The 22,274-nt window shown below is 67.8% G+C and carries 22 protein-coding genes; 17 read left to right on the top strand and 5 right to left on the bottom strand.

The annotated features are described in order from the left end of the window. Nucleotides 1–104 precede the first annotated feature (104 nt). The 7 genes from B4A39_RS03095 (at nt 105) to B4A39_RS03065 (ending at nt 8,882) form a co-directional block, all read left to right on the top strand. Nucleotides 105–2,003 (top strand): flagellar hook-length control protein FliK, encoded by a 1,899-nt coding sequence (locus B4A39_RS03095; RefSeq protein ID WP_292033148.1) that lies wholly within the window; start codon nt 105–107, stop codon nt 2,001–2,003. Between the two features lie 3 nt (nt 2,004–2,006). After that, nucleotides 2,007–2,687, top strand: coding sequence for a flagellar hook assembly protein FlgD (locus B4A39_RS03090; RefSeq protein ID WP_292033146.1), 681 nt, complete (start codon nt 2,007–2,009; stop codon nt 2,685–2,687). A gap of 47 nt (nt 2,688–2,734) precedes the next feature. Then, the gene (flgE, locus tag B4A39_RS03085; protein ID WP_292033144.1) at nt 2,735–4,471 is read left to right on the top strand and encodes a flagellar hook protein FlgE; all 1,737 of its coding nucleotides are present in this window, start codon (nt 2,735–2,737) and stop codon (nt 4,469–4,471) included. 186 nt (nt 4,472–4,657) lie between these two features. Beyond that, complete coding sequence (locus B4A39_RS03080) at nt 4,658–4,942, top strand: DUF1153 domain-containing protein (protein WP_105563033.1); 285 nt, start codon at nt 4,658–4,660, stop codon at nt 4,940–4,942. Nucleotides 4,943–5,059: 117 nt separating this feature from the next. Continuing rightward, a complete protein-coding gene (gene mnmA / locus B4A39_RS03075) occupies nt 5,060–6,283 on the top strand; it encodes a tRNA 2-thiouridine(34) synthase MnmA (RefSeq protein WP_292033139.1) in 1,224 nt (407 codons plus the stop codon). Nucleotides 6,284–6,335: 52 nt separating this feature from the next. Then, nucleotides 6,336–6,854: a hemerythrin domain-containing protein gene (locus tag B4A39_RS03070; protein ID WP_292033137.1), complete on the top strand. Its 519-nt coding sequence runs from the start codon at nt 6,336–6,338 to the stop codon at nt 6,852–6,854. 96 nt (nt 6,855–6,950) lie between these two features. Continuing rightward, nucleotides 6,951–8,882 (top strand): S9 family peptidase, encoded by a 1,932-nt coding sequence (locus B4A39_RS03065; RefSeq protein WP_292033136.1) that lies wholly within the window; start codon nt 6,951–6,953, stop codon nt 8,880–8,882. A gap of 36 nt (nt 8,883–8,918) precedes the next feature. Here B4A39_RS03065 and B4A39_RS03060 read toward each other — a convergent pair whose 3' ends face one another. Then, on the bottom strand, nt 8,919–9,587 hold the full coding sequence (locus B4A39_RS03060; protein WP_292033134.1) for a dihydrofolate reductase family protein: 669 nt from the start codon (nt 9,585–9,587) through the stop codon (nt 8,919–8,921). A 229-nt stretch (nt 9,588–9,816) separates the two neighbouring features. Here B4A39_RS03060 and B4A39_RS03055 point away from each other — a divergent pair, with 229 nt between their 5' ends. Continuing rightward, on the top strand, nt 9,817–10,776 hold the full coding sequence (locus B4A39_RS03055) for a DUF1214 domain-containing protein (RefSeq protein ID WP_292033133.1): 960 nt from the start codon (nt 9,817–9,819) through the stop codon (nt 10,774–10,776). 405 nt (nt 10,777–11,181) lie between these two features. On the opposite strand, the gene B4A39_RS03050 is transcribed toward B4A39_RS03055, so the two are convergent. Further along, the gene (locus B4A39_RS03050; protein ID WP_292033131.1) at nt 11,182–11,673 is read right to left on the bottom strand and encodes a winged helix-turn-helix transcriptional regulator; all 492 of its coding nucleotides are present in this window, start codon (nt 11,671–11,673) and stop codon (nt 11,182–11,184) included. Nucleotides 11,674–11,850: 177 nt separating this feature from the next. Between B4A39_RS03050 and B4A39_RS03045 the strand changes: the two genes are divergently transcribed. From B4A39_RS03045 to B4A39_RS03035, 3 genes are all read left to right on the top strand, one after another. Beyond that, nucleotides 11,851–12,684, top strand: coding sequence for an acyl-CoA thioesterase (locus B4A39_RS03045; protein WP_292033128.1), 834 nt, complete (start codon nt 11,851–11,853; stop codon nt 12,682–12,684). A gap of 65 nt (nt 12,685–12,749) precedes the next feature. After that, nucleotides 12,750–13,940 carry a thiolase family protein gene (locus B4A39_RS03040; RefSeq protein WP_292033127.1) on the top strand — a complete coding sequence of 397 codons (1,191 nt, stop codon included), beginning with the start codon at nt 12,750–12,752 and terminating at the stop codon, nt 13,938–13,940. Nucleotides 13,941–14,199: 259 nt separating this feature from the next. Next, a complete protein-coding gene (locus B4A39_RS03035) occupies nt 14,200–14,532 on the top strand; it encodes a VOC family protein (protein WP_292033125.1) in 333 nt (110 codons plus the stop codon). Between the two features lie 8 nt (nt 14,533–14,540). Here B4A39_RS03035 and B4A39_RS03030 read toward each other — a convergent pair whose 3' ends face one another. The 3 genes from B4A39_RS03030 to thiE form a co-directional block, all read right to left on the bottom strand. Further along, entirely contained in the window at nt 14,541–14,969 is a 429-nt protein-coding gene (locus B4A39_RS03030; protein WP_292033123.1) for a hypothetical protein, read from the bottom strand. Between the two features lie 347 nt (nt 14,970–15,316). Further along, the gene (locus tag B4A39_RS03025) at nt 15,317–16,990 is read right to left on the bottom strand and encodes a sensor histidine kinase (RefSeq protein WP_292033122.1); all 1,674 of its coding nucleotides are present in this window, start codon (nt 16,988–16,990) and stop codon (nt 15,317–15,319) included. 64 nt (nt 16,991–17,054) lie between these two features. Beyond that, nucleotides 17,055–17,714: a thiamine phosphate synthase gene (gene thiE, locus B4A39_RS03020; RefSeq protein WP_292033118.1), complete on the bottom strand. Its 660-nt coding sequence runs from the start codon at nt 17,712–17,714 to the stop codon at nt 17,055–17,057. Nucleotides 17,715–17,836: 122 nt separating this feature from the next. Between thiE and B4A39_RS03015 the strand changes: the two genes are divergently transcribed. The 6 genes from B4A39_RS03015 (at nt 17,837) to B4A39_RS02990 (ending at nt 22,057) form a co-directional block, all read left to right on the top strand. Beyond that, nucleotides 17,837–18,022 carry a (2Fe-2S)-binding protein gene (locus B4A39_RS03015; RefSeq protein WP_292033117.1) on the top strand — a complete coding sequence of 62 codons (186 nt, stop codon included), beginning with the start codon at nt 17,837–17,839 and terminating at the stop codon, nt 18,020–18,022. A gap of 171 nt (nt 18,023–18,193) precedes the next feature. Beyond that, nucleotides 18,194–18,694, top strand: coding sequence for a bacterioferritin (bfr, locus tag B4A39_RS03010; RefSeq protein WP_292033114.1), 501 nt, complete (start codon nt 18,194–18,196; stop codon nt 18,692–18,694). Between the two features lie 58 nt (nt 18,695–18,752). Continuing rightward, complete coding sequence (locus B4A39_RS03005; RefSeq protein ID WP_292033112.1) at nt 18,753–19,307, top strand: TspO protein; 555 nt, start codon at nt 18,753–18,755, stop codon at nt 19,305–19,307. Nucleotides 19,308–19,431: 124 nt separating this feature from the next. Continuing rightward, on the top strand, nt 19,432–19,998 hold the full coding sequence (efp, locus tag B4A39_RS03000) for an elongation factor P (protein WP_292033110.1): 567 nt from the start codon (nt 19,432–19,434) through the stop codon (nt 19,996–19,998). Nucleotides 19,999–20,134: 136 nt separating this feature from the next. Beyond that, entirely contained in the window at nt 20,135–20,941 is an 807-nt protein-coding gene (locus tag B4A39_RS02995) for an inositol monophosphatase family protein (protein WP_292033108.1), read from the top strand. Between the two features lie 81 nt (nt 20,942–21,022). Further along, nucleotides 21,023–22,057, top strand: a complete 1,035-nt coding sequence (locus B4A39_RS02990; protein ID WP_292033106.1) for a glycerophosphodiester phosphodiesterase — start codon at nt 21,023–21,025, stop codon at nt 22,055–22,057. Nucleotides 22,058–22,274 lie beyond the last annotated feature (217 nt).

The following is a 22,274-nucleotide window of genomic DNA, read 5'->3' as shown; positions in this document are numbered from 1 at the left end:
TTTGAGCGTAGGCCATGGACTTGGCCCAGCCCTTGCGACGGCCCTTGCGAACAGCCCGGGTGCAGTAGGCGCCGATCCACCTCGCGAAAGCCTTGTCGCAGTCCATGTCCGCGCTGAGCGTCCTGTCATCCCTCGTCTCGCCCGCCCCCGGCGGCGCGACCCCGGCGCCCGCCGGGGCGTCGGCGAACGACGACCTGTTCGCAGGTCTGGTGGCCGCCACGACCAGCGGCTCGGACAAGGACGCCGAGGCGGAATCAGACGCGACGCTGACGGCCGATACCAGCGACGCCCTGGCCCCGGACGCCGTCGTGCCGGCATCGCCCTGGCCCCCGCTCCCCCTGATCGCGGCCGTTCCGGCCCTCGCCGTCGAGACCGCAGCGCCTGACGTAGTCGAGGGTTCGGAGACGCCGCCTGCGCCGGCTTCCGCTCCCCTCCCGAATTCGGCTGACCAGGGCGAAACGCCGCTCCCGCCGCAAGCGGCCGCGCCCGCTGCAGCGCCCAACGGATCGCTTGAGCCAGTCGAGCCGAGCGCCGGGCAGATCGCTCAACCGGGCCAGAACACCCCGACGATCGAGCAAGCCCCTCAGCCGCCGGCTCAAGCCGACGCCGCCGTGCGCCCCGATCGGTCCGTCCCGCCCGCTTCTGAAGCCCCGACGCCGCCCCCTTCGCGCCCGGTCGAGACCTCCCCGCTCGCCCCGCGTCAGGCCGCGTCTCCGGTTTCGACGCCGTCCAACGACAAGACTTCCCCCGCCCCGGCCGCTGAAGCCGCTGTCAGTGACGCGTCCGTCCCGCAGGCTGACAAGCCCGCCATGCGACCGGCGCCCCAGACGCCGCAGATCGTCAGGGCGGCCTCCGCCGCAACGGGCGCTCCACCCGCGGGCGCCGCCTCCAGCATGACGTCGCCCGAAGTCGCCGCGCCTTCGAAGCCGAAGGCCGAAGTCTCGGAAACAGTCGTCAACGCCCCGTCGCCAGACGCCGCGACGCCGAGCGAAACCATCCTGCGCCCCGCCGCCGCGACCGCGTCCCGGCCGCCGATGCCGTCGCCGTCCCCCGCGCCGACCGCCCCCGTGGTCGTGACCGAAACGACGCCCGAGCAGGCGCCGCTGCCCATCCTTGCGGACGGCGACAGCGAAGCCGCCCCCGCAAAGGCCCAGCAGGCCGCTGCCACGCCGCCCGCCGCCCCGACCTCGACCTCGACCTCGACGGCCGCCCCCGCAACGGCCGCGCCGACGCCCGCGACGACGCCGCCTCACGCCACGCCGCCCCGCAACGGCTCCGCCCGGCTGGACGAGCGTCCTTCCAACGCCGCCTCATCCGACGCGCCCGCCGAAACCGGGCTGAGCACCGCCCGTCCGACGGGTTCGACTGCAACGGCCCAGACCGCCGCAGCGCCTGCGCCCGCCGTGAGCGACAAGACCGCCGGCCAGACGCTCGCGCCCGCCGAGGCGCCCCTGCTCGACACGCCTGCCGCGCCCGAGGCTCCGCTCCCGTCTCAGGTTTCGGAGCTCCAGGACGCAACGCCTGCGCCGACCCGCGACCTCGGCCTGTCGCAACTCTCTCGCGCGACCGTCGAAACCACGGCCCAGATCGCCGCACAGATCCTGAAGAAGCTGGACGGCCGCTCGACACGCTTCGACATGGCGCTGACGCCCGAGGGGCTGGGTCGCGTCGACGTCAGCATGGAGATCGATTCCGAGGGGCGTCTCTCCGCTCGCCTCGCCTTCGACAATCCCGCCGCCGCCACCGATCTACGCAGCCGCGCCGACGAGCTGCGCCGTCAGCTTCAGGACGCCGGTTTCCAGTTGACCCAGGACTCGCTGGAGTTCTCGGAGCGCAACCCCTCGTCGGGCTTCGGCGGCGGAGGCGCCTTTGACCGCGCCCCTGACCGCCGCGCCTTCGCCGGCGCCGCCCGCCTGGCCGCCCAGGCCGATACGGCCCTGCCGCCTTCCGGCCCCTGGGCCTCCCTTTCGCTGACGCCTGACCGCGTCGATATGAAGGTCTGACCGATGGTCACCGCCGTCACAGCCAATACCGCCAACGACAAGATCAACACCGGCTCGACCATGCTGGCGTCGAACTTCGAGACCTTCCTCTCGTTGTTGACCGCCCAGTTGAAGAACCAGGATCCCTTGTCGCCGATGGATTCCAATCAGTTCACCGCCCAGTTGACCCAGATGGCGGGTGTCGAGCAGCAACTGCTGTCCAACCAGTTGCTAACCGCCCTGCTGAACGGCCAGAAGGGCGACGGTCTGGCCAGCGCCTCCAACTATATCGGCAAGGACGCCACCGCTGTCTGGGACGCGACCAAGGCCGCCGACGGCAAGGCCTCGTGGAGCTACGAGCTGGGCACGAACGCTTCGGATGTCGAGCTTCAGGTCCTGAACGCCTCCGGCCAGGTCGTCTGGAAGGGCCCGGCGCCCGAAGCCGGCGCCGGCGTGCACGACTTCAACTGGACCGAAGGCCAGGACGGCAGCGTCTACACGCTGAAGGTCACGGCCAAAGACGCCACCGGCGGCAAGGTCGACGCCCAGGTCCTGATGCGCGGCCGCATCACGGGCGTCGAGATGTACGCCGACGAACCCTACGTCACGATCGGCAGCTCGGTCATGCCGCTCTCCAGCATCATCGCGCTCGACGAGAAAAACGCCAGCGTTCAGCCCCCCATCACGCCGGAGACCGACGCCTGAACGGCGTCCCTCTCCCCCATCCAGTTTCCGCCTAAGGAGCCGTTACAATGAGCATCAACAGCGCCATGCAGGCCGGCGTTTCCGGCCTCTCCGCCAACTCCGCCGCCCTGGCCGCGATCTCGCAGAACATCGCGAACGTGAACACCATCGGTTACAAGCGCACCCAGGGCGAGTTCCAGACCCTGGTCAACAGCCAGGCCAAGACCGGCGGCGGCTACGCCGCAGGCGGCGTCATCACCACGGCGCGCCACTTCATCAGCCAGGAAGGCCAGCTTCAGCGCACGACCGAGAGCACCGACCTGGCCATCGACGGCCAGGGCTTCTTCGTCACCACCGAAAAGGCCGAGGGTGTCGGCGCCACCGACAGCCGCCTGTTCACCCGCGCGGGCGCCTTCCGCATCGACAACCTGGGCTATCTGAAGAACAGCGCCGGGCTGTATCTGCAGGGCTGGCCCGTCGATTCCAACGGCGACATCGCCACCGACCCGTCCGATCTGACGCGCCTGCGCTCGATCAACATCGGCACCGTCGGCGGCACGGCTGAAAAGACCACCCGCGCCCAGATCAACGCCAACCTCTATTCCGGCCAGGTCGTCTCGACCGCCGCCAGCCCGCAGAAGTACGCCAACGTCGCCGTGGTCCCCGCCGCTTCCGGCCCGAAGGACTTCTCGGTCCGCTACGCCCCCACCGGAACGACCGGCGAATACAATGTGACCGTCAAGAGCGGCGCCCAGACCATCAACGGCGTCGCCACCTATGACGCCGCCGGCGCACTGACCGGCTTCACGGTGGGCGGCGTGGCCCAGTCCCTGACCGATCTGGACCTGGGCGGCGGCGTCACCGTCGCCATGGGCTCGCCCGGCCTGGGCCTCGCGAACGACAACATCGCCAAGACCAAGTACGACTCGTCGGTCAACTCCATGGCCATGTACAATGGCGACGACGAGAACCCGGTCGGCATCAAGCCGGACTTCAAGATCAACATCCCGGTCTCGGACTCCAAGGGCGGCCAGCGCAATGTCGAAGTCCGTCTGCTGAAGAGCGACGTGGCGAACCAGTGGTACGCCGAAATCGTCGCCGTCCCGGCCGATGACGTGATCACCGGCGGCGCCTATTCCAACGGCCAGATCAAGAAGGGTCTGATCGCCTTCACGCCCTCGGGTCGCCTCGACGTCTCCACCATGCAGGGCTGGCCCGCCGGCACCGGCCTGTTCGACGACCCCAACAACGCCACCATCGATTTCGAAGCCTCCGACTCCGCCGTCGATTTGACGCTCCCGGCCAACAGCCAGCGGATCAAGTGGGCGGACGGCCTCGGCATCTCCGATCAAATCCTGACCCTGGACCTGAACACCTCGGCGGGCGGCCTCAGCCAGCTGAACACCGCTTCGATCGTCCAGTCCACGGTCACCAACGGCACCGCCTTCGGCAACCTGTCCGAGATCAAGATCGATGAAAGCGGCTTCGTCACCGCCATCTTCGACAACGGCGTCATGCGCCGGATCGCCCAGGTCGCCCTGGCCACCTTCCCCAGCCCCGACAGCCTGCGCCAGGTTTCGGGCAACGCCTTCCGCGTCAGCCTGGAAAGCGGCACCTTCAACCTGAAGGCGGCGGGCACGGGCGGCGCCGGCATGCTGGCCGCCCAGCAGCTGGAATCCTCGACCGTCGACCTCTCGGCCGAGTTCACCAGCCTGATCACCACCCAGCGCGCCTATTCGGCCTCGTCCAAGATCATCACGACGGCGGACGAAATGCTGGCCGAACTGCTCAGCATCAAGCGCTGATCGGCTAACCGGAATCGATGAGTAAGCCTCCGTTAGACTCGATGAATCCTTCGTTTCCGGCGCGTTTCATGCGCCGGGGACGGAGGATGCGTCTTAGCCATTCCTTCACCACGACGCTTAAACGCCCCTTAGCCGGGACGGGCCTAGGTTACGCGTCGATGGTGGTGGTGAAAGAGGCTTAAGCCCATGCTGCAAGAGCGACGCCTGAATAGCAGAGGCGAACAATATGTGGTCGGCCCGACGGGCACGCCGCTGACCCTGCGGGATCTCCCGCCCGCGGAAACGAACCGCTGGGTGATCCGTCGCAAGGCCGAAGTCGTCGCCGCCGTTCGCGGCGGCCTGATCAGCCTCGAGGACGCCCTGACGAAATATCGTCTGACGGCCGAGGAATTCATCGCCTGGCAACAGGCGATCGACAAATGGGGCATGCAAGGACTGCGCACCACGCGCATCCAGAGCTACCGGGATTGATGGGCCTCAAGTAGCGAGAAGCGCGATAGGCCCAAGGATAAAGGCCGCTTCCCGTCAGGGAGGCGGCCTTTGTCGTTTTAACGTCCCTGCCTCGAAATCGAACGCGAGGGCCTCTATATGGCGGCGATGACCCTGGCTGACGACATTTGCCCCGTTCCGACCATCGCCCCCATGTCCGGCGCCGCCGACATGGACGCTGCGATCGAGAGCGCGCGACAGGCCGTCGGCCTGCCCGTCGGATCGCGCGTGGTCGCCGCCATGTCGGGCGGCGTGGATTCCACCGTCGTCGCCGCCCTGCTGGCCAAGGCCGGCTATGACGTGGTCGGGGTCACGCTCCAGCTTTACGATCACGGCGCGGCGCTCAAGAAAAAGGGCGCCTGCTGCGCTGGTCAGGACATTCACGACGCCCGTCTGGCCGCAGAGCTCATCGGCATCCCTCACTACGTCCTCGACTACGAGAGCCGCTTCAAGGACGCCGTGATCGACCAGTTCGCGGACAGCTATCTGAAGGGTCAGACCCCGGTCCCCTGCATCCGCTGCAATCAGACGGTGAAGTTCCGCGACCTGCTGGACGTGGCCCGCGACCTCGGCGCCGAGGCCATGGCTACCGGCCACTACGTCCGCCGCGCAGCCGTCGGCAATCGCTCGCAGATGCGCAAGGCGATCGACCACTCGCGCGACCAGTCCTACTTCCTGTTCGCCACGACCCAGGATCAGCTCGACTACCTGCGCTTCCCCCTGGCCGATCTGGAAAAGCCCCAGGTGCGCGGCGTAGCCGCAGCGCTCGGCCTGCGCATCGCCGCCAAGCCGGACAGCCAGGACATCTGCTTCGTGCCGTCCGGCGACTATCGCACCCTGATCGACCGCCTGCGCCCGCAGGGCCGTGAAGCCGGCGAGATCGTCCACATGGACGGGCGGGTTCTGGGTCAGCACGGCGGCATCACCGACTACACCATCGGCCAGCGCCGGGGCCTGAACGTCGCCGTGGGCGAGCCCCTGTTCGTCACCAAACTCGACCCCGACAACCGCCGCGTCATTGTCGGCCCGCGCGAGGCCCTGCTGACCGCCAGCCTGACGCTGGAAGAAACCAACTGGCTGGGCGATCAGGCCACGATCGAGGAAGCCGCCCGCGACGGTGCCCCGGTCCTGGCCCGCGTCCGTTCGACCCGTCAGCCGTCACCCGCCCGTCTGACGCTGGACGATGACGACATCGTCTCGGTCGTCTTCGATCAGGGCGAGGAAGGCGTCGCTCCCGGCCAGGCCTGCGCCCTCTACGATCCGACTGACCCGGATCGCGTCCTGGGCGGCGGCTTCATCCGGAGCACCACCGCTGTCGCCTGACGCGCACGACGACACGCAGGCGCTGGGCGTCCGCGCCTGCCTGCCCGACGATATGCTGTATCTGCGCGACGCCTTCCCGCGTGAGCGCTGGACCGACGCCCTGCCCGAAACCGCCGCCTTCTGGCTGCAGATGCACGCTGGCTTCCGCGCCCAGCAGGCGCAGATGGCCCTGGCCGCGACGCGCTGGCGCTCTGGCGCGCTCGACCCGCGCGGCCTGCACGCCGCCCTGATCCCGACCTTGCAGGCCTTCCTCGGCCATCTGGACGGCCACCACCGCGTTGAGAGCGGCCATTACTTTCCGCAGTTTCGCCTGATCGAGCCGCGCATCCAAGCCGGCCTCGACCTGCTGGACCGCGATCACGACGCCATCCACGCCGATCTGGACGCCCTCTACCATGCCGCCGTCGCCTTCCATCAGGCCGTCGCGGGCCAGTCGTCCGACGCCCCCGACCAGGCCAACCGTCTGGCCGACGTGCTGGACCGCGCGGCGCCCGGTCTGATCCGCCACCTCGACGACGAGGAAGACATCGTCATCCCCCTGATGGCGTTAAAAGGCGGCGCTGGACGCTGACGTCAAAGAACGGCGATCATTAAATAGAAGACAGACTGCATCCATACGGCCATGGTGACGCCTCATCCGGCTATCACGCACCCTACGAGGCTCAGAATGCGCTCCTTCGCCTGCATGGTTTCCGCCCTGGCGCTTGTCGCCGCCGCCCCTGCCCTCGCTGCGACCGAGTCGGTAGTTCCAGCCCAGGCCGCATCCGCCGCCGCCACGCCCTACACCGCCGCCCAGTTCTTCGAGACCACCAGCTTCTCGATGGCCAATCCGGACGGCCTGGCCTTCTCGGAGGGTCGCAGCCACATCCTGATCTCCTCTGACAAGACGGGGGTTTTCAACGCCTACGCCCTGCCGGTCGGCGGCGGCGACCCTGTGCCTCTGACGGCCTCGACCGCCAACGCCACCTTCGCCCAGAGCTACTTCCCGGATGGACGCCGCGTGCTTGTGTCGGCGGATCAGGGCGGCAACGAACTGACCCACGTCTACGTGCGCGAGACCGACGGGACCCTGCGTGACCTGACGCCGGGCGACAAGCTCAAGGCTGGCTTCGTCGGTTTCAGCGATGACGGCCGCACCTTCTGGCTGACCAGCAACGAGCGCGACGCCTCGGCCTTCGACGTCTACGCCTATGACGCCGCCACTTACGAGCGCAAGCTGGTGTTCCAGAACCCGGGCCTCAACGTGGCGGCCGTATCCGGCGACGGCGCCCTGGTCGCCCTGATCAAGTCCCATACCAGCGCCAACTCCGACATCTATCTGGCGGACCTGCGGGCGGGGGGCGAGCCCTATCTGATTTCGCAGCATGACGGCGACGTGGCCTACGACGTCACCGGCTTCGGTCCGCACAGCGCCACCCTGCTCTACACCAGCGATCAGGACGGCGAGTTCAGTCAGGCCTACGCCTATGACATCGCCAACAAGGCCCACAACCGCACGACCCAGGCCGACTGGGACGTCATGTATGTCTCCTATTCGCCTAACGGCCGCTACCGGGTCACGGCGGTCAACGCTGACGCCTCCACCGAACTGACCATCGAGGACGCCCAGTCCCGCGCCCCGGTCCGCCTGACCGGCCTGCCCCAGGGCGACATCACCGGCGTCCGTTTCGATCCCGGCGCCGATCTGGCCGCCTTCACCGTCGTGTCCGACACCTCGCCGGCCGACGTCTTCGTAGCCGACCTGTCGACCGGACAGGCCCGACGTCTGACCTCCGCCCTGAACCCGGCCATCCAGGAAAGCGATCTGGTCGAGGCGACCATCGTCCGCTACCCGGGCGAAGGGGGAGTGCAGGTCCCGGCGGTCCTCTATCGTCCCAAAGGCGCCTCGGCGGCCAATCCGGCCCCGGCGGTCGTCCTGGTCCACGGCGGGCCGGGCGGCCAGACGCGGCGCGGCTATTCCGCCATGGTCCAGCACCTGGTCAATCACGGCTATGCGGTGCTAGGCGCCAACAACCGTGGCTCGTCCGGTTACGGCAAGACCTTCTTCCACATGGACGACAAGAAGCATGGCGAGGCCGACCTGCGCGACATCGTCGCCGGCGGCGACTGGCTGCGGGCCCAGGATTGGGTGGCCGACGATCAGGTGGCGGTCATGGGCGGCTCCTACGGCGGCTACATCACCGCCGCGGCCCTGGCCTTCCACCCCGAGAAGTTCGAGGCCGGCATCGACATCTTCGGCGTGACCAACTGGGTGCGGACGCTGGAATCCATTCCCGCCTGGTGGGGGGCGCAGCGCGTGGCCCTGTTCGACGAAATGGGCGATCCGGCGACCGACGCCGAGCGCCACCGCGCCATCTCGCCCCTGTTCCACGCCGACAAGATCCGCCGCCCCCTGCTGGTGGTTCAGGGCGCCAACGACCCGCGCGTCCTGCAGGTCGAAAGCGATGAACTGGTCGAGAAGGTCCGCGCCAACAACGTCCCGGTCGAATACGTCGTCTTCCCGGACGAAGGCCACGGCTTCCAGCGCCGCGCCAACCGCATCACCGCCCAGGAAGCCTATCTGGCCTTCCTGAACCAGTACGTTCGCAAGGCGGACTGACCGAATCGGCGGTTCCGCTGCCTCGCGGGACCGCCGTCACCACGTCCCGGCGGCGACCCGGGCGCGGCGTTCCACTTCGGCGGGGCTAGGCGTCGTGGCCGCGCCGAAGTCGCCGGGTTCGATCGGGCCGTCCGGTTCATAGGTGGCGATGACGACGCCGCGAGGCGTGACCTCGTGATCGACCATCCGCATCGAGCGGGGCGGCGCGCCCTCCCCGAACAGTCGCTTGCCGCCGCCCAGCACCACCGGAAAGGTCATCAGGATCAGCCGGTCGATCAGACCGGCGGCCAGAAGCTGCGGATAGAGCGTGCTGCTGCCCTGGATGATCAGGTCCGGCCCTTCCTCACGCTTCACCTCGGCCAGCGCGTCCAGACCCGTCAACCGATGGCTGTTCGCCCACGACAGCGGCTGAGCGCCGCGCGTCAGGACGTATTTCCCCGCGCGATCGAACCGCTCGCCCAGCGCCGCGTCCTCGCCTTCGACGAACGGCCAGTAGGCGGCGAAGATGTCGTAGGTCCGCCGTCCCAGCAGCAGGTCGAACGGTTGGCTGAACAGGGCGTCGATCCGCCGTCCGCCCGCTTCGTCGAAGTAGGAAAACAGCCAGCCGCCCAGATCGAACCCGCCCGTCCGATCCTCCTCGGGACCGCCCGGCGCCTGCATCACCCCGTCCAGCGACACGAAGGCCGCACCGATCACCCTGCGCACCAGCCATCTCCTCGCGCCGCGTATGGTGGCCTCAACCGCCGGTCAGACCGTTCGTTCCACTTGCCGCCGGACGCTGAAGTCTGCTTTCGACCCTTAGCGGACATTCGGGCCTGCTCGGCTCAAGGCTCGGGGTTTGCCCTCATGGCGGGAACCTTCGGTGCCGCTCATACTCCCCTTCACGTTCAAGTCGGCAGCGCCCCACCCTAGACAGGGGGACTACGGAGGGAAAATGTCGGACACTCAGCCTCTCATTCCTGTCACCGTCGATAACTTCGTCCGGGCAGAAAGCGATCGGGTGCTGGCCGGGTTCGTGCCAGACGCGTTTGGGAAGTTCCGTCACAATCGCGAGCTCGTGCCCATCGAGGATCACATCGTCCAGCGCGGCAATCGCGATACGCTTTATTCGGCCAGCGTATTCGATCTGGCGGCCGGGCCCGTTACGATCACCCTTCCCGACGCGGGCGAACGTTTCATGTCCGTGACCGCATTTAGCCAGGATCACTACACGGCAGGATCACTCTATGGGCGCGGCCCGCATGTGATCCGGGAGGAAGACGTCGGCTCTCGCTATGCACAGATCACGGTCCGCACGATGGTCGACCCAGGTGATCAAGACGATCTCGCGAAGGTTCACGCGCTCCAGGACGCGATTGTCGTCGAGCAAGCGAGCGCCGGCGAGTTCGATATCCCCAACTGGGATCCAGACAGCCGAAAGACGATTGCGGATGCCCTTACCATCCTTGGCGCCACGTTGCCGGACTGGCGCGAAGCGGCGGGAACTCCGGAGGAGGTGGACCCGATCCATCACCTCATCGTCACCGCAACTGGATGGGGTCTCAATCCGCCGAAGGACGCCATCTATCTCAACGTCGTTCCGACCCTGAACGACGGCAAGACCGTCCATCGCCTTCGCATCCGCGACGTGCCGGTCGACGGCTTCTGGTCGATCAGCCTTTACAGCAAGGAAGGCTACTTCGAAGCGAACCCACAGAACGCCTATTCGATCAACAGCCTGACCGCCACGAAGGAAGCTGACGGATCGGTAGTGATCCAGTTCGGGGGCTGCGACAGCAAGGTCGCGAACTGCCTGCCGATCATGCCCGGCTGGAACTATATGGTCCGGCTCTACCGGCCCCGGCCCGATGTTCTCAGCGGCCTCTGGGAGTTTCCGAAGGCCGAACCCATCTAGCAATCCTGCGTCGCCGAAGTCCGCTTTCCACCCTTAAGCGAACTTCGCTTCACGACCGATGGCGGACATTGCGCACGCCTTGCTAGCCGGTGATTATCGTCACTCCAATCCGGGGTGGCGACAATGCTGTTCTACATTCTTCCGATAGCGGAACCGCCCTGGCTTTACCTCCAGGTCGCGATAGCTATCGCGTGGATCGCACTTGCGGTTTTCGACGTCCGCAAGAATGGCCGAAAAGGCCTGCGCGTTCTTCTATTGGCACCGATAGTAGTCGTCGCATTTTGGTTGGCAATGATGGGCAGTGTTTTGGATTCGTGCGCCACGGCAGGGTGCTGACGCACCCCTTCGGGATTGATCACTTCCGCTTCCCACCCATAGCGGACCTCCAGATGGTCCGCTTGCCGCCTAGGCCGCCTCGTCCTTCGGCAGGACATCCCCCACGGTCGGGCGGTTCTCGGCCCAGGTCAGTTCGATGTCGCGGGGTTTGACGATCTCGTTGCAATGGCCGCAGGCGATGCGGGGCTTGAGGTCGTGGCCGCAGGTCTTGTGGACCATGGAGATGCCGCTGTCGGCCTCGCCATAGACGTGCTTCTCGCCCCAGGCGTGCAGGGTCACCAGCACCCCGTACAGGTCCTTGCCCTTGGCGGTCAGGATATATTCGTTGCGCGGCGGGCGTTCGGAATAGAGCTGCGGCTCCAGCACCCCGTGCTGCACCAGCGACTTCAGCCGCGCCGCCAGGACGTTGCGGGCCACGCCCAGCCGGTCCTGCCACTGTTCGAACCGACGCACGCCGTTGAAGGCGTCGCGGATGACCAGCAGGGTCCACGGGTCGCCGATCACCTCCAGCGTGGCGGCGATCGAGCAGCTCTGGCGGCTATAGTCGGCGGTGCGTCCCATGGACGGAAAGTGACCCCGCGTCAGGCTTTTGACAAGTGGGTTGCCAATCGGGACGCAGTTTGTCAGTTTCTTTTGGCAACGAACTAGCGGCTCCCCGGTCGCGGTTTCTGCATTCCTCGACTTGCGGGTGGGGACGCTCCAGTCTCCGCCCGCCTCTTTCGCCTGTTGCGTGGACCAATGACCGAAGCCGACCTGCTGAACGACGCCCTGACCCTGACGCCTTCGGATCAGGGCCTGTCGGCCCATCTGACCGGCGACTTCTCCAACGGCCCGATCAGCGCCCCGCCCGAGGCGGGCTTTCCCTTCGGCGGCCTGCTGGCGGCTCTCTGCGCCGGGGCCATGCGTCAGGGCCTGGACCTGAAGGCGCCGCTGCGCAGCCTCAACGTCCAGTATCTGGCCGCCGCCCGCTACGGTCAGGCCATCCAGTTCCGCCCCCGTCTGCTGCGCGGCGGCCGCAACGTCGCCTACGCCGTGGTCGAGGGGGGCCAGGGCGCGCGCCTGACCCACCACGCCAGCGCCACCTATGGCGCCGATGGCGAAACGCCCCAGCCGCTTAGCCCCCTGCTCGCCGCGCCCCCGTCCCTTGACAGCCTCAAGCACGCGCCCGGCATCAGCGGCCCGCTGGCCCCGCGCTTTTCCCAGCACGTCGACTATCGCTTCGACGGCGGTCCCAACATCCTCGGCGGCAACGAGGGCAAGCCCGTCGTCGAGCGGGTGTGGATGCGAACGAAGGACGGCGCGCCGCTGGACGAACTGCGGCTCTGCTACCTGCTGGACGCCCTCTACCCGCCCGCCTGGACCGCCTTCACGGCGCCGCCGATGATGACCACGGTCGATCTGCGCTACGACTTCCTGGCCGATCCGACGCCGGAGACCGCGCCCGACGGCTGGGCCTTCTTCGAGTACCGGCTGCTGGACCACGGCCTCGGCTGGTCGGTGGACGAAGCCGTCGCCTGGGGCGCGGATGGCCGGCCCCTGGCCCTGGCCCGCCAGCGCCGCAAGCTGCTCTGACCTTGCCAGCGCCCCTTCGCCTCCCCTAATCCCCGGCGAAACGATTCATACTGGAAACGCCCCTCATGACCGCCGCATCCGATCCCGTCGTCATCGTCTCCTTCGCCCGCACGCCCATGGGCGGCTTCCAGGGCGCGCTGTCGCCGGTCAAGGCCACCGACCTGGGCGCCGCCGCGGTCAAGGCCGCCGTCGAGCGCGCCGGCGTCGCTCCTGAAAAGGTCGAGCAGATCTTCATGGGCTGCGTCCTGCCGGCCGGTCTGGGTCAGGCCCCGGCCCGTCAGGCCGCCATCGGCGCTGGCCTCGGCAAGCACGTCGAGGCCACCACCGTGAACAAGATGTGCGGCTCGGGTCTGCAGGCCGCCATGATGGCGCATGACGCCCTGCTGGCCGGCACCGCCGAGGTCATCGTCGCCGGCGGAATGGAGTCCATGACCGGCGCCCCCTACCTGATGAACAAGCACCGCGGCGGCGCCCGCATCGGCCACGACGTCATCGTCGACAGCATGATGATGGACGGTCTGGAAGACGCCTACTCCCCCGGCAAGGCCATGGGCGTCTTCGCCGAGGACGCCGCCGCCCAGTATCAGTTCACGCGCGAAGCGATGGACGAATACGCCATCGAGAGCCTGACCCGCGCCCAGGCCGCCATCGCCTCGGGCGCCTTCAAGGCCGAGATCGTCCCGGTCGAGGTCGCCACGCGCAAAGGCCCCGTGACGGTCAGCGAGGACGAACAGCCCGGCAAGGCCGACCCCGCCAAGATCCCGACCCTGCGTCCTGCCTTCACCAAGGACGGCGCCATCACCGCCGCCAACGCCTCCTCGATCTCGGATGGCGCGGCGGCCCTGGTCATGACCCGCGAAAGCACGGCCAAGACGCTCGGCCTGCCCATCGTCGCCCGTGTCGTCGCCCACGCCGCCCACGCCCATGAGCCGGGCCTGTTCACCACCGCCCCGGTCCCCGCCATGCAGAAGGCCTTGAAGAAGGCCGGCTGGTCGGTCGAGGACGTGGACCTGTGGGAGGTCAACGAGGCCTTCGCCGTCGTCGCCATGATCGCTCAGCAGGAACTCGGCATCGACCGCGCCAAGTTGAACGTCAACGGCGGCGCGACCGCTCTGGGCCACCCCATCGGCGCCTCGGGCGCGCGCATCCTCTCCACCCTGCTGGCGGCGCTTCAGGCGCGCGGCGGCAAGAAGGGCGTGGCTTCCCTCTGCATCGGCGGCGGCGAAGCCGTGGCCATGGCCGTGGAACTGGTCTGAGCCTATCGCGTCTGGCGCGCCGGCGAGACGCAGACCGCCAACCGGGGACGCCCTTCCGATCGCGTTCGATTGGAGGGCGTCGGCGCGGTCAACGACAAGGTCTGCGCCCCCTGGTCGGCGCGCATCAACTGCGCCAGCGAAGCGCATCCTGCACTCAGGACGATCATGGGCGACTCCTGCATTTGCGAACCAATTGCAGGTTTGCGCAGAGTCGGACGCTGTGCAAGCGTCAACTTCGACAGCCTGAGAGGAGCGCTCCATGCGCGAAGACGGAAAACTGGACTATCTCGAACTGCCCGCCACCGACATGGCGGCGCACAAGGCCTTTTACGCCTCGGCTTTCGGCTGGGCGTTTCAGGACTACGGCCCGGGCTACGCCGCCTTCGGCGAGGGGCTGGACGGCGGCTTCACCACTGAGGCCATGACGCCCAAGCCGCTGCCCATCCTCTACGCACAGGATCTGGAGGCCATGCTGGCCCGGGTTCAGGCGGCGGGCGGGGAAATCACCCACCCGATCTTCGCCTTCCCGGGCGGACGGCGCTTCCACTTCCGAGATCCGTCCGGCAACGACCTGGCCGTCTGGTCCGAGTAGCCGTCGCGCTACTTGGGATCCACCGATTGAGCGATGCGCTCGGCGGCGTCACGGTCGGCGCCATCCGGGCTCATGACCCAGACGTGGATTTCGGTCGGAGCGACCGGGCGCTGGAACAGATGCTCCATGGCGACGCGACGCGTCCCCTCGGGCACGACCACCGAAACGCGGCCCGCCGCCGTCACCTGCTCGCCGTGGTAGATCGGAAACTGCGACGACGGCCCGGCGTAGATCATGGCCAGCGTCTTGCCCGCCTTACGGACGGACCAGACCTTGGCGTTCGGCGCCGCACGCCCCTCGAACAGTTGGACGCCGCTCGGCAGTTCGATGCGGAACGGCAGGCCGGCGATCGCCGCGGCGTTCAGCGCGCCGGCGGCGGGCGCAGCGGCAGGCGGCGTCTGGGACGCAGCGACAGGCGCCGCAGCGGGGGCCGTCACGGGTGCTCTCGGCGTCGTCGCAGGCGGAGCCGCAGCCGATGTGGCCGCAGCCGACGGGGCAGCGGCGGGCCTGCGCACGGGCGTGGCGGCAGCTGTCGGGGCCGGGGCTGGCCGCGCCGCTGATGCTGCAGTGCTTGACGTAGGCGTCGCAGGCGCCGGGCGTGCCGCCGGAGCCTGCGCTTGCGGCGCGGCCTGGGCTGCGGCGGGCGGCCCGCCGTTCAGCCGCCGGGTCAGGTCTTCAGCGCTCTGGGACTGAGCCTGAGCTATGACGGGCGCCGTGCTCAAAAGGATCGAGGCGAGGAGGATGGTTTTCATCACAGAACCTTGGCCCCCGCGCCGCCCGACGGTCAAGCCGCCGCCAGCTCTACCCAGAAGGTCGCGCCCTGCCCCGGCGCCGAAATGACGCCGATCTCGCCGCCCTGCAGTTCGGTCAGACGCTTGGCCAGCGCCAGGCCGATGCCGTGTCCTTCGATGGCGGAGCGTTCCAGCCCCAGGCGATTGAACGGCTCGAACAACTGCGCCTGTTTTTCCAGCGTCAGGCCCGGACCAAAGTCCACCACCTCGATCCGCACGCGGTCGTCGGCCCAGGCGGTCCTCAGCAGAACCCGACCGCCGGACGCGCCATACTTGACCGCATTTCCCGCCAGGTTGCCGATGACCTGGGCCAGACGCTGCGAGTCCGCCTGCGCGATCAGGGCGTCGCCCTCGACCAGGACTTCGACGTTGATGCCGCGTGTTTCAGATTTCAGGATCAGGCCGCGTCGCACGTCTTCCAGCAGCCCCGCGACATCGGTGGGACGCAGTTCGACCTTGACCGCTCCGGACTCGGCGCGCGCCACGTCCAGCAGGTCATGGGCCAGGGTCTCCACCTGACGCGCCGTCTTGACCAGCATCTGCGCCATCTCGACCTGTTCAGCCGAGGTCGCGCCCAGTTGGCCGCCGGCCCACAGTTCGCCGATGCCGATGATGCCCCCGACCGGGCTTTTGATCTCATGCGCCACATTGGCCAGCAGCCGGGATTTGGCGGCCGAGGCCCGTTCGGCCCGCTCCCGCCCCGCCCGCGCGCGCTCGGCCAACCGGTCCCGCTCTTCCAGCAGGGCGGCCACCATCAGAATGGGCATATAGCCCAGCAGCACCAGAAGCTGCGCCAGCAGGGCGCGGTTCTGGGCGTTGAAGGAATGATAGGGACCGTGCCCCGCCATGGTGCCGCCAATGGCCATGATCGTCACCACGACCAGAGCAGCAGCAATGCCGGCCACCCGGAACCTGACCGCCATCATCAGCAGAAGCGGCATCAGCAAGAAGCCGTAAGGCAGGCTCAGATGTGAGAAGATCGCATAGCAGGCCGCGCCGATCAGCCCCAGCAGGGCGCCCCCCTCGGCCAGACGGGCCGGGCGACGAACGATCACCAGATGACGGCGCTGCACCGCCAGGCCAAAGGCGCCCAGCACCGCCAGTCCGAGAGCATGGCCGCACCACCAGATGCGGAAGCCGTCGATCGGGCTCGCGCCCACCATGGCGTCCAGCGCCACGGCGCTCAGGATCGCGGACGGCAGCGGCGCGACCGCGCAGACCACCAGGAACCGCGCCAGACCCTCGACGGAATTGACGCTCAACCCGGGGACGAAACGGCGCGCCAGAACCACGGCCAGACTGATCTCCAGCAGGTTCACGGCGGTGAACATGACGGACAGCGCCGGACCGTTGCCGACCAGGAACTCGCCGGCCAGCACGCCGACGGACACCAGGGCGCCGAACGCCAGATCATAGGTCATGCCGCGACCGCCGCGCAGCCAGACCGCCATGGCCAGCCCGCCCGCGCCCCAGAGGGCGGCGACCAGGCCGTTCGTGCGGGCAAAGCTGATCGCCAGCACCACCAGCACGGCCATGCCCACCGCCGTCAGGATCGGCGCCAGGGGCTGGCGGAAGAAGGCGGCGTTAGGCGCAGTCAGGGGGGCGTCGCCGTCCACGGAGGCGGCAAGCACGGTTTCAGCCCTGTCGAGCGCTCGGCTCATGTTCATGATCGGGTCCGATATACGCGACTAACACCCTACCCTGACCGAGCTTCCTAAATATCCTCTGAAGTCAGAAGGCGCTTTCGAGCACCGCATTGAAGGCCCGAACCGCCGCCGCCGGCCCCTCGGGATGGTTCCAGACGCCGGCGCTGACCGCGACGAAATCGGCCCCGGCGGCCGCGACCTGGGCGGCGTTCTCGACCGTGATCCCGCCGATGGCGACGCAGGGGGTCTCCATGGTTTCCTGCCAGATGGTCAGCTCGACCAGCTCCGGCCGGTGCGTGGTGGCCTTCGTGTCGGTCGGGAAGAAGGCGCCGAAGGCGACGTAATCCGCGCCGGCCTCGGCCGCCTCCATCGCCAGATGGCGGCTGTCATGGCAGGTGGCGCCGATCATGGCGTCCGGGCCCATGATGCGCCGCGCCTCGGCCACCGGCGCATCCTCCTGCCCCACATGCACGCCGTCGCAGCCGGTCGCCCTGGCCAGGTCCGGGCGGTCGTTGAGGATCACCGCCACGCCGTGCGCCTGGGCGACCGGCGCCAGCCGCGCTACGGCGGCCCGGATCTGATCGTCCGGGGCGTCCTTCAGCCGGATCTGCAGGGCCGCCACGGGGCCGGCCGACAACGCCTGCTCCAGCAGGCCCGCAAAGGCCTCCAGGTCGGCGAGCGCCGGCGGCGTGATCAGATACAGCTGACAGGGCGGGCGGGCGGGAGTTGCAGGTTGACGAGCCATGACCCCGCCCTGCCCGTCCCCGCGCCGGTCGTCAATCTCGCAAACTCATGCGAACGATTTGCACTCGCCTTAAGAAATGCTATAGCGAGCCATTCTCAGTAACTGCTTCGGGGCTCGCCGCCTTGTACGTCTGCAACTGTAACGGCCTTCGCCGACGCGACGTCGCCCAAGCCATCGAGGCGGGCGCGACCCGTCCCAAGGATATTTTCGCGTCCAATCAATGCGCTGCCCAGTGCGCCAAATGCGTCTGTGAAATGCGCCAGATGATTCAGGACACCCAGGCCGCCTTCGCCCTCGCCGCCGAATAGCCGCGACACCGCCTGAAGCGAAATTCACTCGCACTATCAATGCAGTGATAAGTACTCGCAAGTAATCCACGACGCCTTCGCCGTGGTAAAAGCCTGCGCATCCGGCAGCGATCGAGTCTGGAGCGCCTTTCCCTGGCCTCCCGTCGCCGCCCATGACGAAAGGCGACGACCATGAAGGGCGATCCGGCGATCATCCGCACCCTGAACGCAGTTCTGACCAATGAACTGACGGCGGTGAACCAGTATTTCCTGCACGCCCGCATGTTCGAAAGCTGGGGCCTCAGCCACCTGGGCGACGTGATCTATCAGGAATCCATCGGCGAGATGAAACACGCCGACATGCTGATCAAGCGCATCCTCTTCCTCGACGGCCTTCCCAACCTGCAGGACCTGCACAAGCTCAAGGTCGGCGAAGAGCCGATCGAATGCCTGGGGGCCGATCTGCAGTTGGAGATCGACAGCCGGGCCACGACCCGCGACGCCGTCACCCAGTGCGAGGCGGCCCGCGACTACGTCAGCCGCGACCTGCTGATGAAGATCCTGGCCGACACCGAGGAGCACGTCGACTTCCTGGAGAACCAGCACAAGCTGATCGAACTGCTGGGCGCCCAGAACTATCTTCAGTCCGCCATGAGCGAGATCAAGACCGACGGCGCCGCCACCGGCAACTGATCCGCCTTCCGGACGCCGGGCGCGGGAACGAGTTTCCCCGTCCGGCCATTCCGGTCCCATGACCCGCATCGAAGACGCCCTCGACACCGCCCGCGACCAGGCCGCAGACTTCCTCAACGCCGACGGCCGCAACTGGACTCATGTGGCGCTGGGCGTGGCCCTGACCGCCGGCTTCGCCCTGGCGGCGACGACGGCGGCGTCAAAGCTGATCCGGCCACAGCCTCGCCGTGCGCTTCAGCCTCTGGGCGGAGACGCGCCGATCACCGAGCGGCCGCGCGGCCCTCTCAGCCTGATCCTGCCGGCCGTCTTCTCGGCCACCACCCTGTCCGCCGTGCGGGTCTGGAACGCGCCTGCCCGCCCGGAACGTCGAACCGCCATGGCCCTGTGGATCGCGGCCCAGGCCGTCAGCGCCGTCTGGCTGGCGGTTCGCCCCACGCAGCGCGGCACCCAGATCGCCGCCGCCATGTCCTCGGCGGGTCTGGCGGCGGCCTTCGCCCACGAGGCGCGCAAGCTGGACCCCGGCGCGGGCAAGCTGGCCTCCCCCACCGGCATGGGCGTCCGCCTGGCCAACCGCGCCGAGGCCAGGCTGCGCGAAGGCCCCACCGTCCACTAGATCCGCAGACCGACGATCGGCGCCCATTGCCCTTTTTCCGCTGTTCCTCTACGGCTCGCCGCGATTTCGCGCGCCCGCCCACGAGCGGCCGGGCCGCCTCCAGCCCTCACATCCAGCGGTTTCTATGAAAATCAACGGCAACACCATCAAGCCCGGCATGGTCCTGCAACACAACGGCGGCCTCTGGGTCGTCACCAAGGCCAGCCACGTCAAACCCGGCAAGGGCGGCGCCTTCGCCAACGTGGAAGCCAAGAACCTCGAGACCGGCAACAAGCTGAACGAACGCTTCCGTTCGGAAGACAAGGTCGAGCGCGTCACCCTGGAGCAGAAGGACTTCTCCTACCTGTTCGACAACGGCGACAGCCTGGTCTTCATGGACGACGCCACCTACGAGCAGATCGAACTGCAAAAGGGCTGGGTCGGCGACGAGCGCATCCCCTATCTGCAAGAGGGCATGAAGGTCATCATCGAGATGCACGAAGAGCGTCCGATCGGCCTGGAACTGCCGGAGCAGGTCACGCTGGAAGTCGCCGAGACCGAACCCACCGTGAAGGGCCAGACGGCTTCGTCCTCCTACAAGCCTGCGATCGCCTCCAACGGCGTCCGCATCATGATCCCGCCCTACATGTCGGCCGGCGAACGCATCATCGTCGACACCACGACCGGCGAATACGTCCGCCGCGCCGACTAACAAACGCCGTCTTCCCCGGCCAAGGTCGGATGCTTAAGACGTAATCTACAGGGGCGCGGATGGTCCGCGCCCCTTTTGCTTCTCCGTCTCTCCGGGCCGACAGGGCCTTCAAGGACAGCCGGACCAGGAGAACCCCATGGCCCTCGCCTCTGCTCTCGTTCAGGTCATCATCAGCGCGGTGCGCAAGACCGCCCGCCCCATGCTTCGCGACTTCGGCGAAGTCGCCCAGCTTCAGGTTTCGCGCAAAGGGCCCGGCGATTTCGTCACGGCCGCCGACCTGAAGGCCGAAGACACCCTCTACGAACTGCTGATGAAGGCCCGCCCCGGCTACGGCTTCCTCGGCGAGGAACGCGGCCTGGTCGAGGGCACCGACAAGTCGCACACCTGGATCGTCGACCCGATCGACGGCACCACCAACTTCATGCACGCCATGCCCCACTTCGCCATCACGGTGGGTCTGGAGCGCAAGCATCCCGACGGCTCGTCCGAGATCGTCGCCGGCGTCACCTACAACCCGGTGATGAACGAGCTGTTCTGGGCCGAAAAGGGCAAGGGCTGCTACCTGAACGACCAGCGCATCCGCGTCTCGGGCCGTCGTGATCTGTCGGAAAGCCTGATCTCGACCGGCCTGCCCTTCATCGGCAAGACCGGCCACTCGCAAGCCATCAAGGACATCCACGCGGTCGGCCAACGCGTCGCCGGCATCCGTCGCCTGGGCGCCGCCTCGCTGGACTTCGCCTGGGTCGCCGCCGGCCGCTACGACGCCTTCTTCGAGCGTAACCTGCAGCCTTGGGACGTGGCGGCGGGCATCCTGTTCGTCACCGAGGCGGGCGGCGTGGTCACCACCATCGACATCGACGGCGATCCCAAGAACGGCAAGCAGATCGTCGCCGCCAACCCGGAACTGCAGCCGCAGCTGCGCAAGATCCTGCAAGGCGCGTAAGACCCCCTGATCCTCCCCCGCTTCGCAGGGGAGGATCGCTTCAATCACACGCCCGTCACCTCATGCCCCTACCGTCCCGGCATGATCCGCTTCATCCTGACCGCCGCCCTCCTCCTCAGCGGAACCCCGGCCATATCTGCGCCCGCTCCTCAAGTCATCGCCCACCGCGGCGCGTCCGGCGAACGACCCGAGCACACGGCCTCGGCCTATCGTCTGGCCGTCGAACAGGGCGCGGATTTCATCGAGCCCGACCTGGTCATGACTCGCGACGGCCAGTTCGTCGTCCGGCACGAGAACGAGATCGGCGGCACGACCGACGTGGCCGACCGGCCCGAGTTCGCCGCCCGCAGGACCGCCAAAATCATCGACGGCCAGCAGATCACCGGCTGGTTCACCGAAGACTTCACCCTGGCCGAGTTGAAGACCTTGCGCGCCCGCGAGCGTCTGCCCCTGCTGCGTCCGACCAACGCCGCTCACGACGGCCAGGACCCCATCCTGACCTTCGACGAGGTCGTGGCCATCGCCCGTGCGGAGAGCGCCCGCACCGGCCGCGTCATCGGTGTCGCGCCTGAACTGAAGCACCCCTCCTATTTCGCAGGCCTCGGCCTGCCGATGGAAGACGCCCTTGTCGAGGCGCTGCAGCGTCATGACCTGACCGGCGCGGACTCCGCCATCCTGATCCAGTGCTTCGAAATCGGCGCGCTGCAACGGCTCAAGGCCCGCATCGACGCGCCCTTGCTGCAGTTGATGAGCGTCAGCGGCGGCCCCGCCGACCGTCCCGACCTGACCTACGCCGCCATGAGCCGCCCCGAAGGTCTGCGCGCCATCGTCGCCTACGCCGACGCCGTCGGTGTCGAGACCGGGCTTATCCTCCCGCGCGATGACATGGCCCGCAGCCTGCCCGCCACGTCTCTGGTCGCCGACGCCCATGCAGCAGGCCTGCGGGTCGTGGTCTGGACCTTCCGCGCCGAGAACCTCTTCCTGCCGCTGGAACACCGCCACGGCGACGCCCCTGCGGATCACGGCGACCTGACCAGCTACCTCAAGGCCTTCTACGCCCTCGGCGTCGACGCCGTGTTCAGCGACTTTCCGGGTACGGCGGTCGCGGCGCGCTAGCCATCACAACGACGCTGCCTCGCGCCTTGATCTCAAAGGCTTTTTCGCCGTCTCGACGCGCAACTCATGGCGCCGCCTCCAGCCGCGTTATCATGCTCGCGTTCTTTGACATCGTTGCAGCCGCAAACACCCTTCGATCCTCCCGCTCCTCAGGCGAGGATCGTCATCTCGAGCATTGCACCAATTGCACTGTTTTTTTTCCAATCGCAGTGCAACG

Source organism: Brevundimonas sp. UBA4553 (genome assembly GCF_002387245.1).
GTDB lineage: Bacteria > Pseudomonadota > Alphaproteobacteria > Caulobacterales > Caulobacteraceae > Brevundimonas.
The sequence above is the reverse complement of the archived record's forward strand: the minus strand, read 5'-3'. Positions and strand labels throughout refer to the sequence as shown.

Bases quoted from the DNA above. Each gene is read 5' to 3' on its own strand.
- B4A39_RS02995 (WP_292033108.1), top strand. From the start codon at position 20,135: ATGGCCCTCGCCTCTGCTCTCGTTCAGGTCATCATCAGCGCGGTGCGC.
- flgE (WP_292033144.1), top strand. From the start codon at position 2,735: ATGAGCATCAACAGCGCCATGCAGGCCGGCGTTTCCGGCCTCTCCGCC.
- thiE (WP_292033118.1), bottom strand. From the start codon at position 17,714: ATGGCTCGTCAACCTGCAACTCCCGCCCGCCCGCCCTGTCAGCTGTAT.
- efp (WP_292033110.1), top strand. From the start codon at position 19,432: ATGAAAATCAACGGCAACACCATCAAGCCCGGCATGGTCCTGCAACAC.
- B4A39_RS03040 (WP_292033127.1), top strand. From the start codon at position 12,750: ATGACCGCCGCATCCGATCCCGTCGTCATCGTCTCCTTCGCCCGCACG.
- B4A39_RS03055 (WP_292033133.1), top strand. From the start codon at position 9,817: ATGTCGGACACTCAGCCTCTCATTCCTGTCACCGTCGATAACTTCGTC.
- B4A39_RS03025 (WP_292033122.1), bottom strand. From the start codon at position 16,990: ATGAACATGAGCCGAGCGCTCGACAGGGCTGAAACCGTGCTTGCCGCC.
- B4A39_RS03045 (WP_292033128.1), top strand. From the start codon at position 11,851: ATGACCGAAGCCGACCTGCTGAACGACGCCCTGACCCTGACGCCTTCG.
- B4A39_RS03035 (WP_292033125.1), top strand. From the start codon at position 14,200: ATGCGCGAAGACGGAAAACTGGACTATCTCGAACTGCCCGCCACCGAC.
- B4A39_RS03090 (WP_292033146.1), top strand. From the start codon at position 2,007: ATGGTCACCGCCGTCACAGCCAATACCGCCAACGACAAGATCAACACC.
- B4A39_RS03005 (WP_292033112.1), top strand. From the start codon at position 18,753: ATGACCCGCATCGAAGACGCCCTCGACACCGCCCGCGACCAGGCCGCA.
- B4A39_RS03065 (WP_292033136.1), top strand. From the start codon at position 6,951: ATGCGCTCCTTCGCCTGCATGGTTTCCGCCCTGGCGCTTGTCGCCGCC.
- mnmA (WP_292033139.1), top strand. From the start codon at position 5,060: ATGGCGGCGATGACCCTGGCTGACGACATTTGCCCCGTTCCGACCATC.
- B4A39_RS03080 (WP_105563033.1), top strand. From the start codon at position 4,658: ATGCTGCAAGAGCGACGCCTGAATAGCAGAGGCGAACAATATGTGGTC.
- B4A39_RS03050 (WP_292033131.1), bottom strand. From the start codon at position 11,673: ATGGGACGCACCGCCGACTATAGCCGCCAGAGCTGCTCGATCGCCGCC.
- B4A39_RS03070 (WP_292033137.1), top strand. From the start codon at position 6,336: ATGCTGTATCTGCGCGACGCCTTCCCGCGTGAGCGCTGGACCGACGCC.
- B4A39_RS03095 (WP_292033148.1), top strand. From the start codon at position 105: ATGTCCGCGCTGAGCGTCCTGTCATCCCTCGTCTCGCCCGCCCCCGGC.
- bfr (WP_292033114.1), top strand. From the start codon at position 18,194: ATGAAGGGCGATCCGGCGATCATCCGCACCCTGAACGCAGTTCTGACC.
- B4A39_RS02990 (WP_292033106.1), top strand. From the start codon at position 21,023: ATGATCCGCTTCATCCTGACCGCCGCCCTCCTCCTCAGCGGAACCCCG.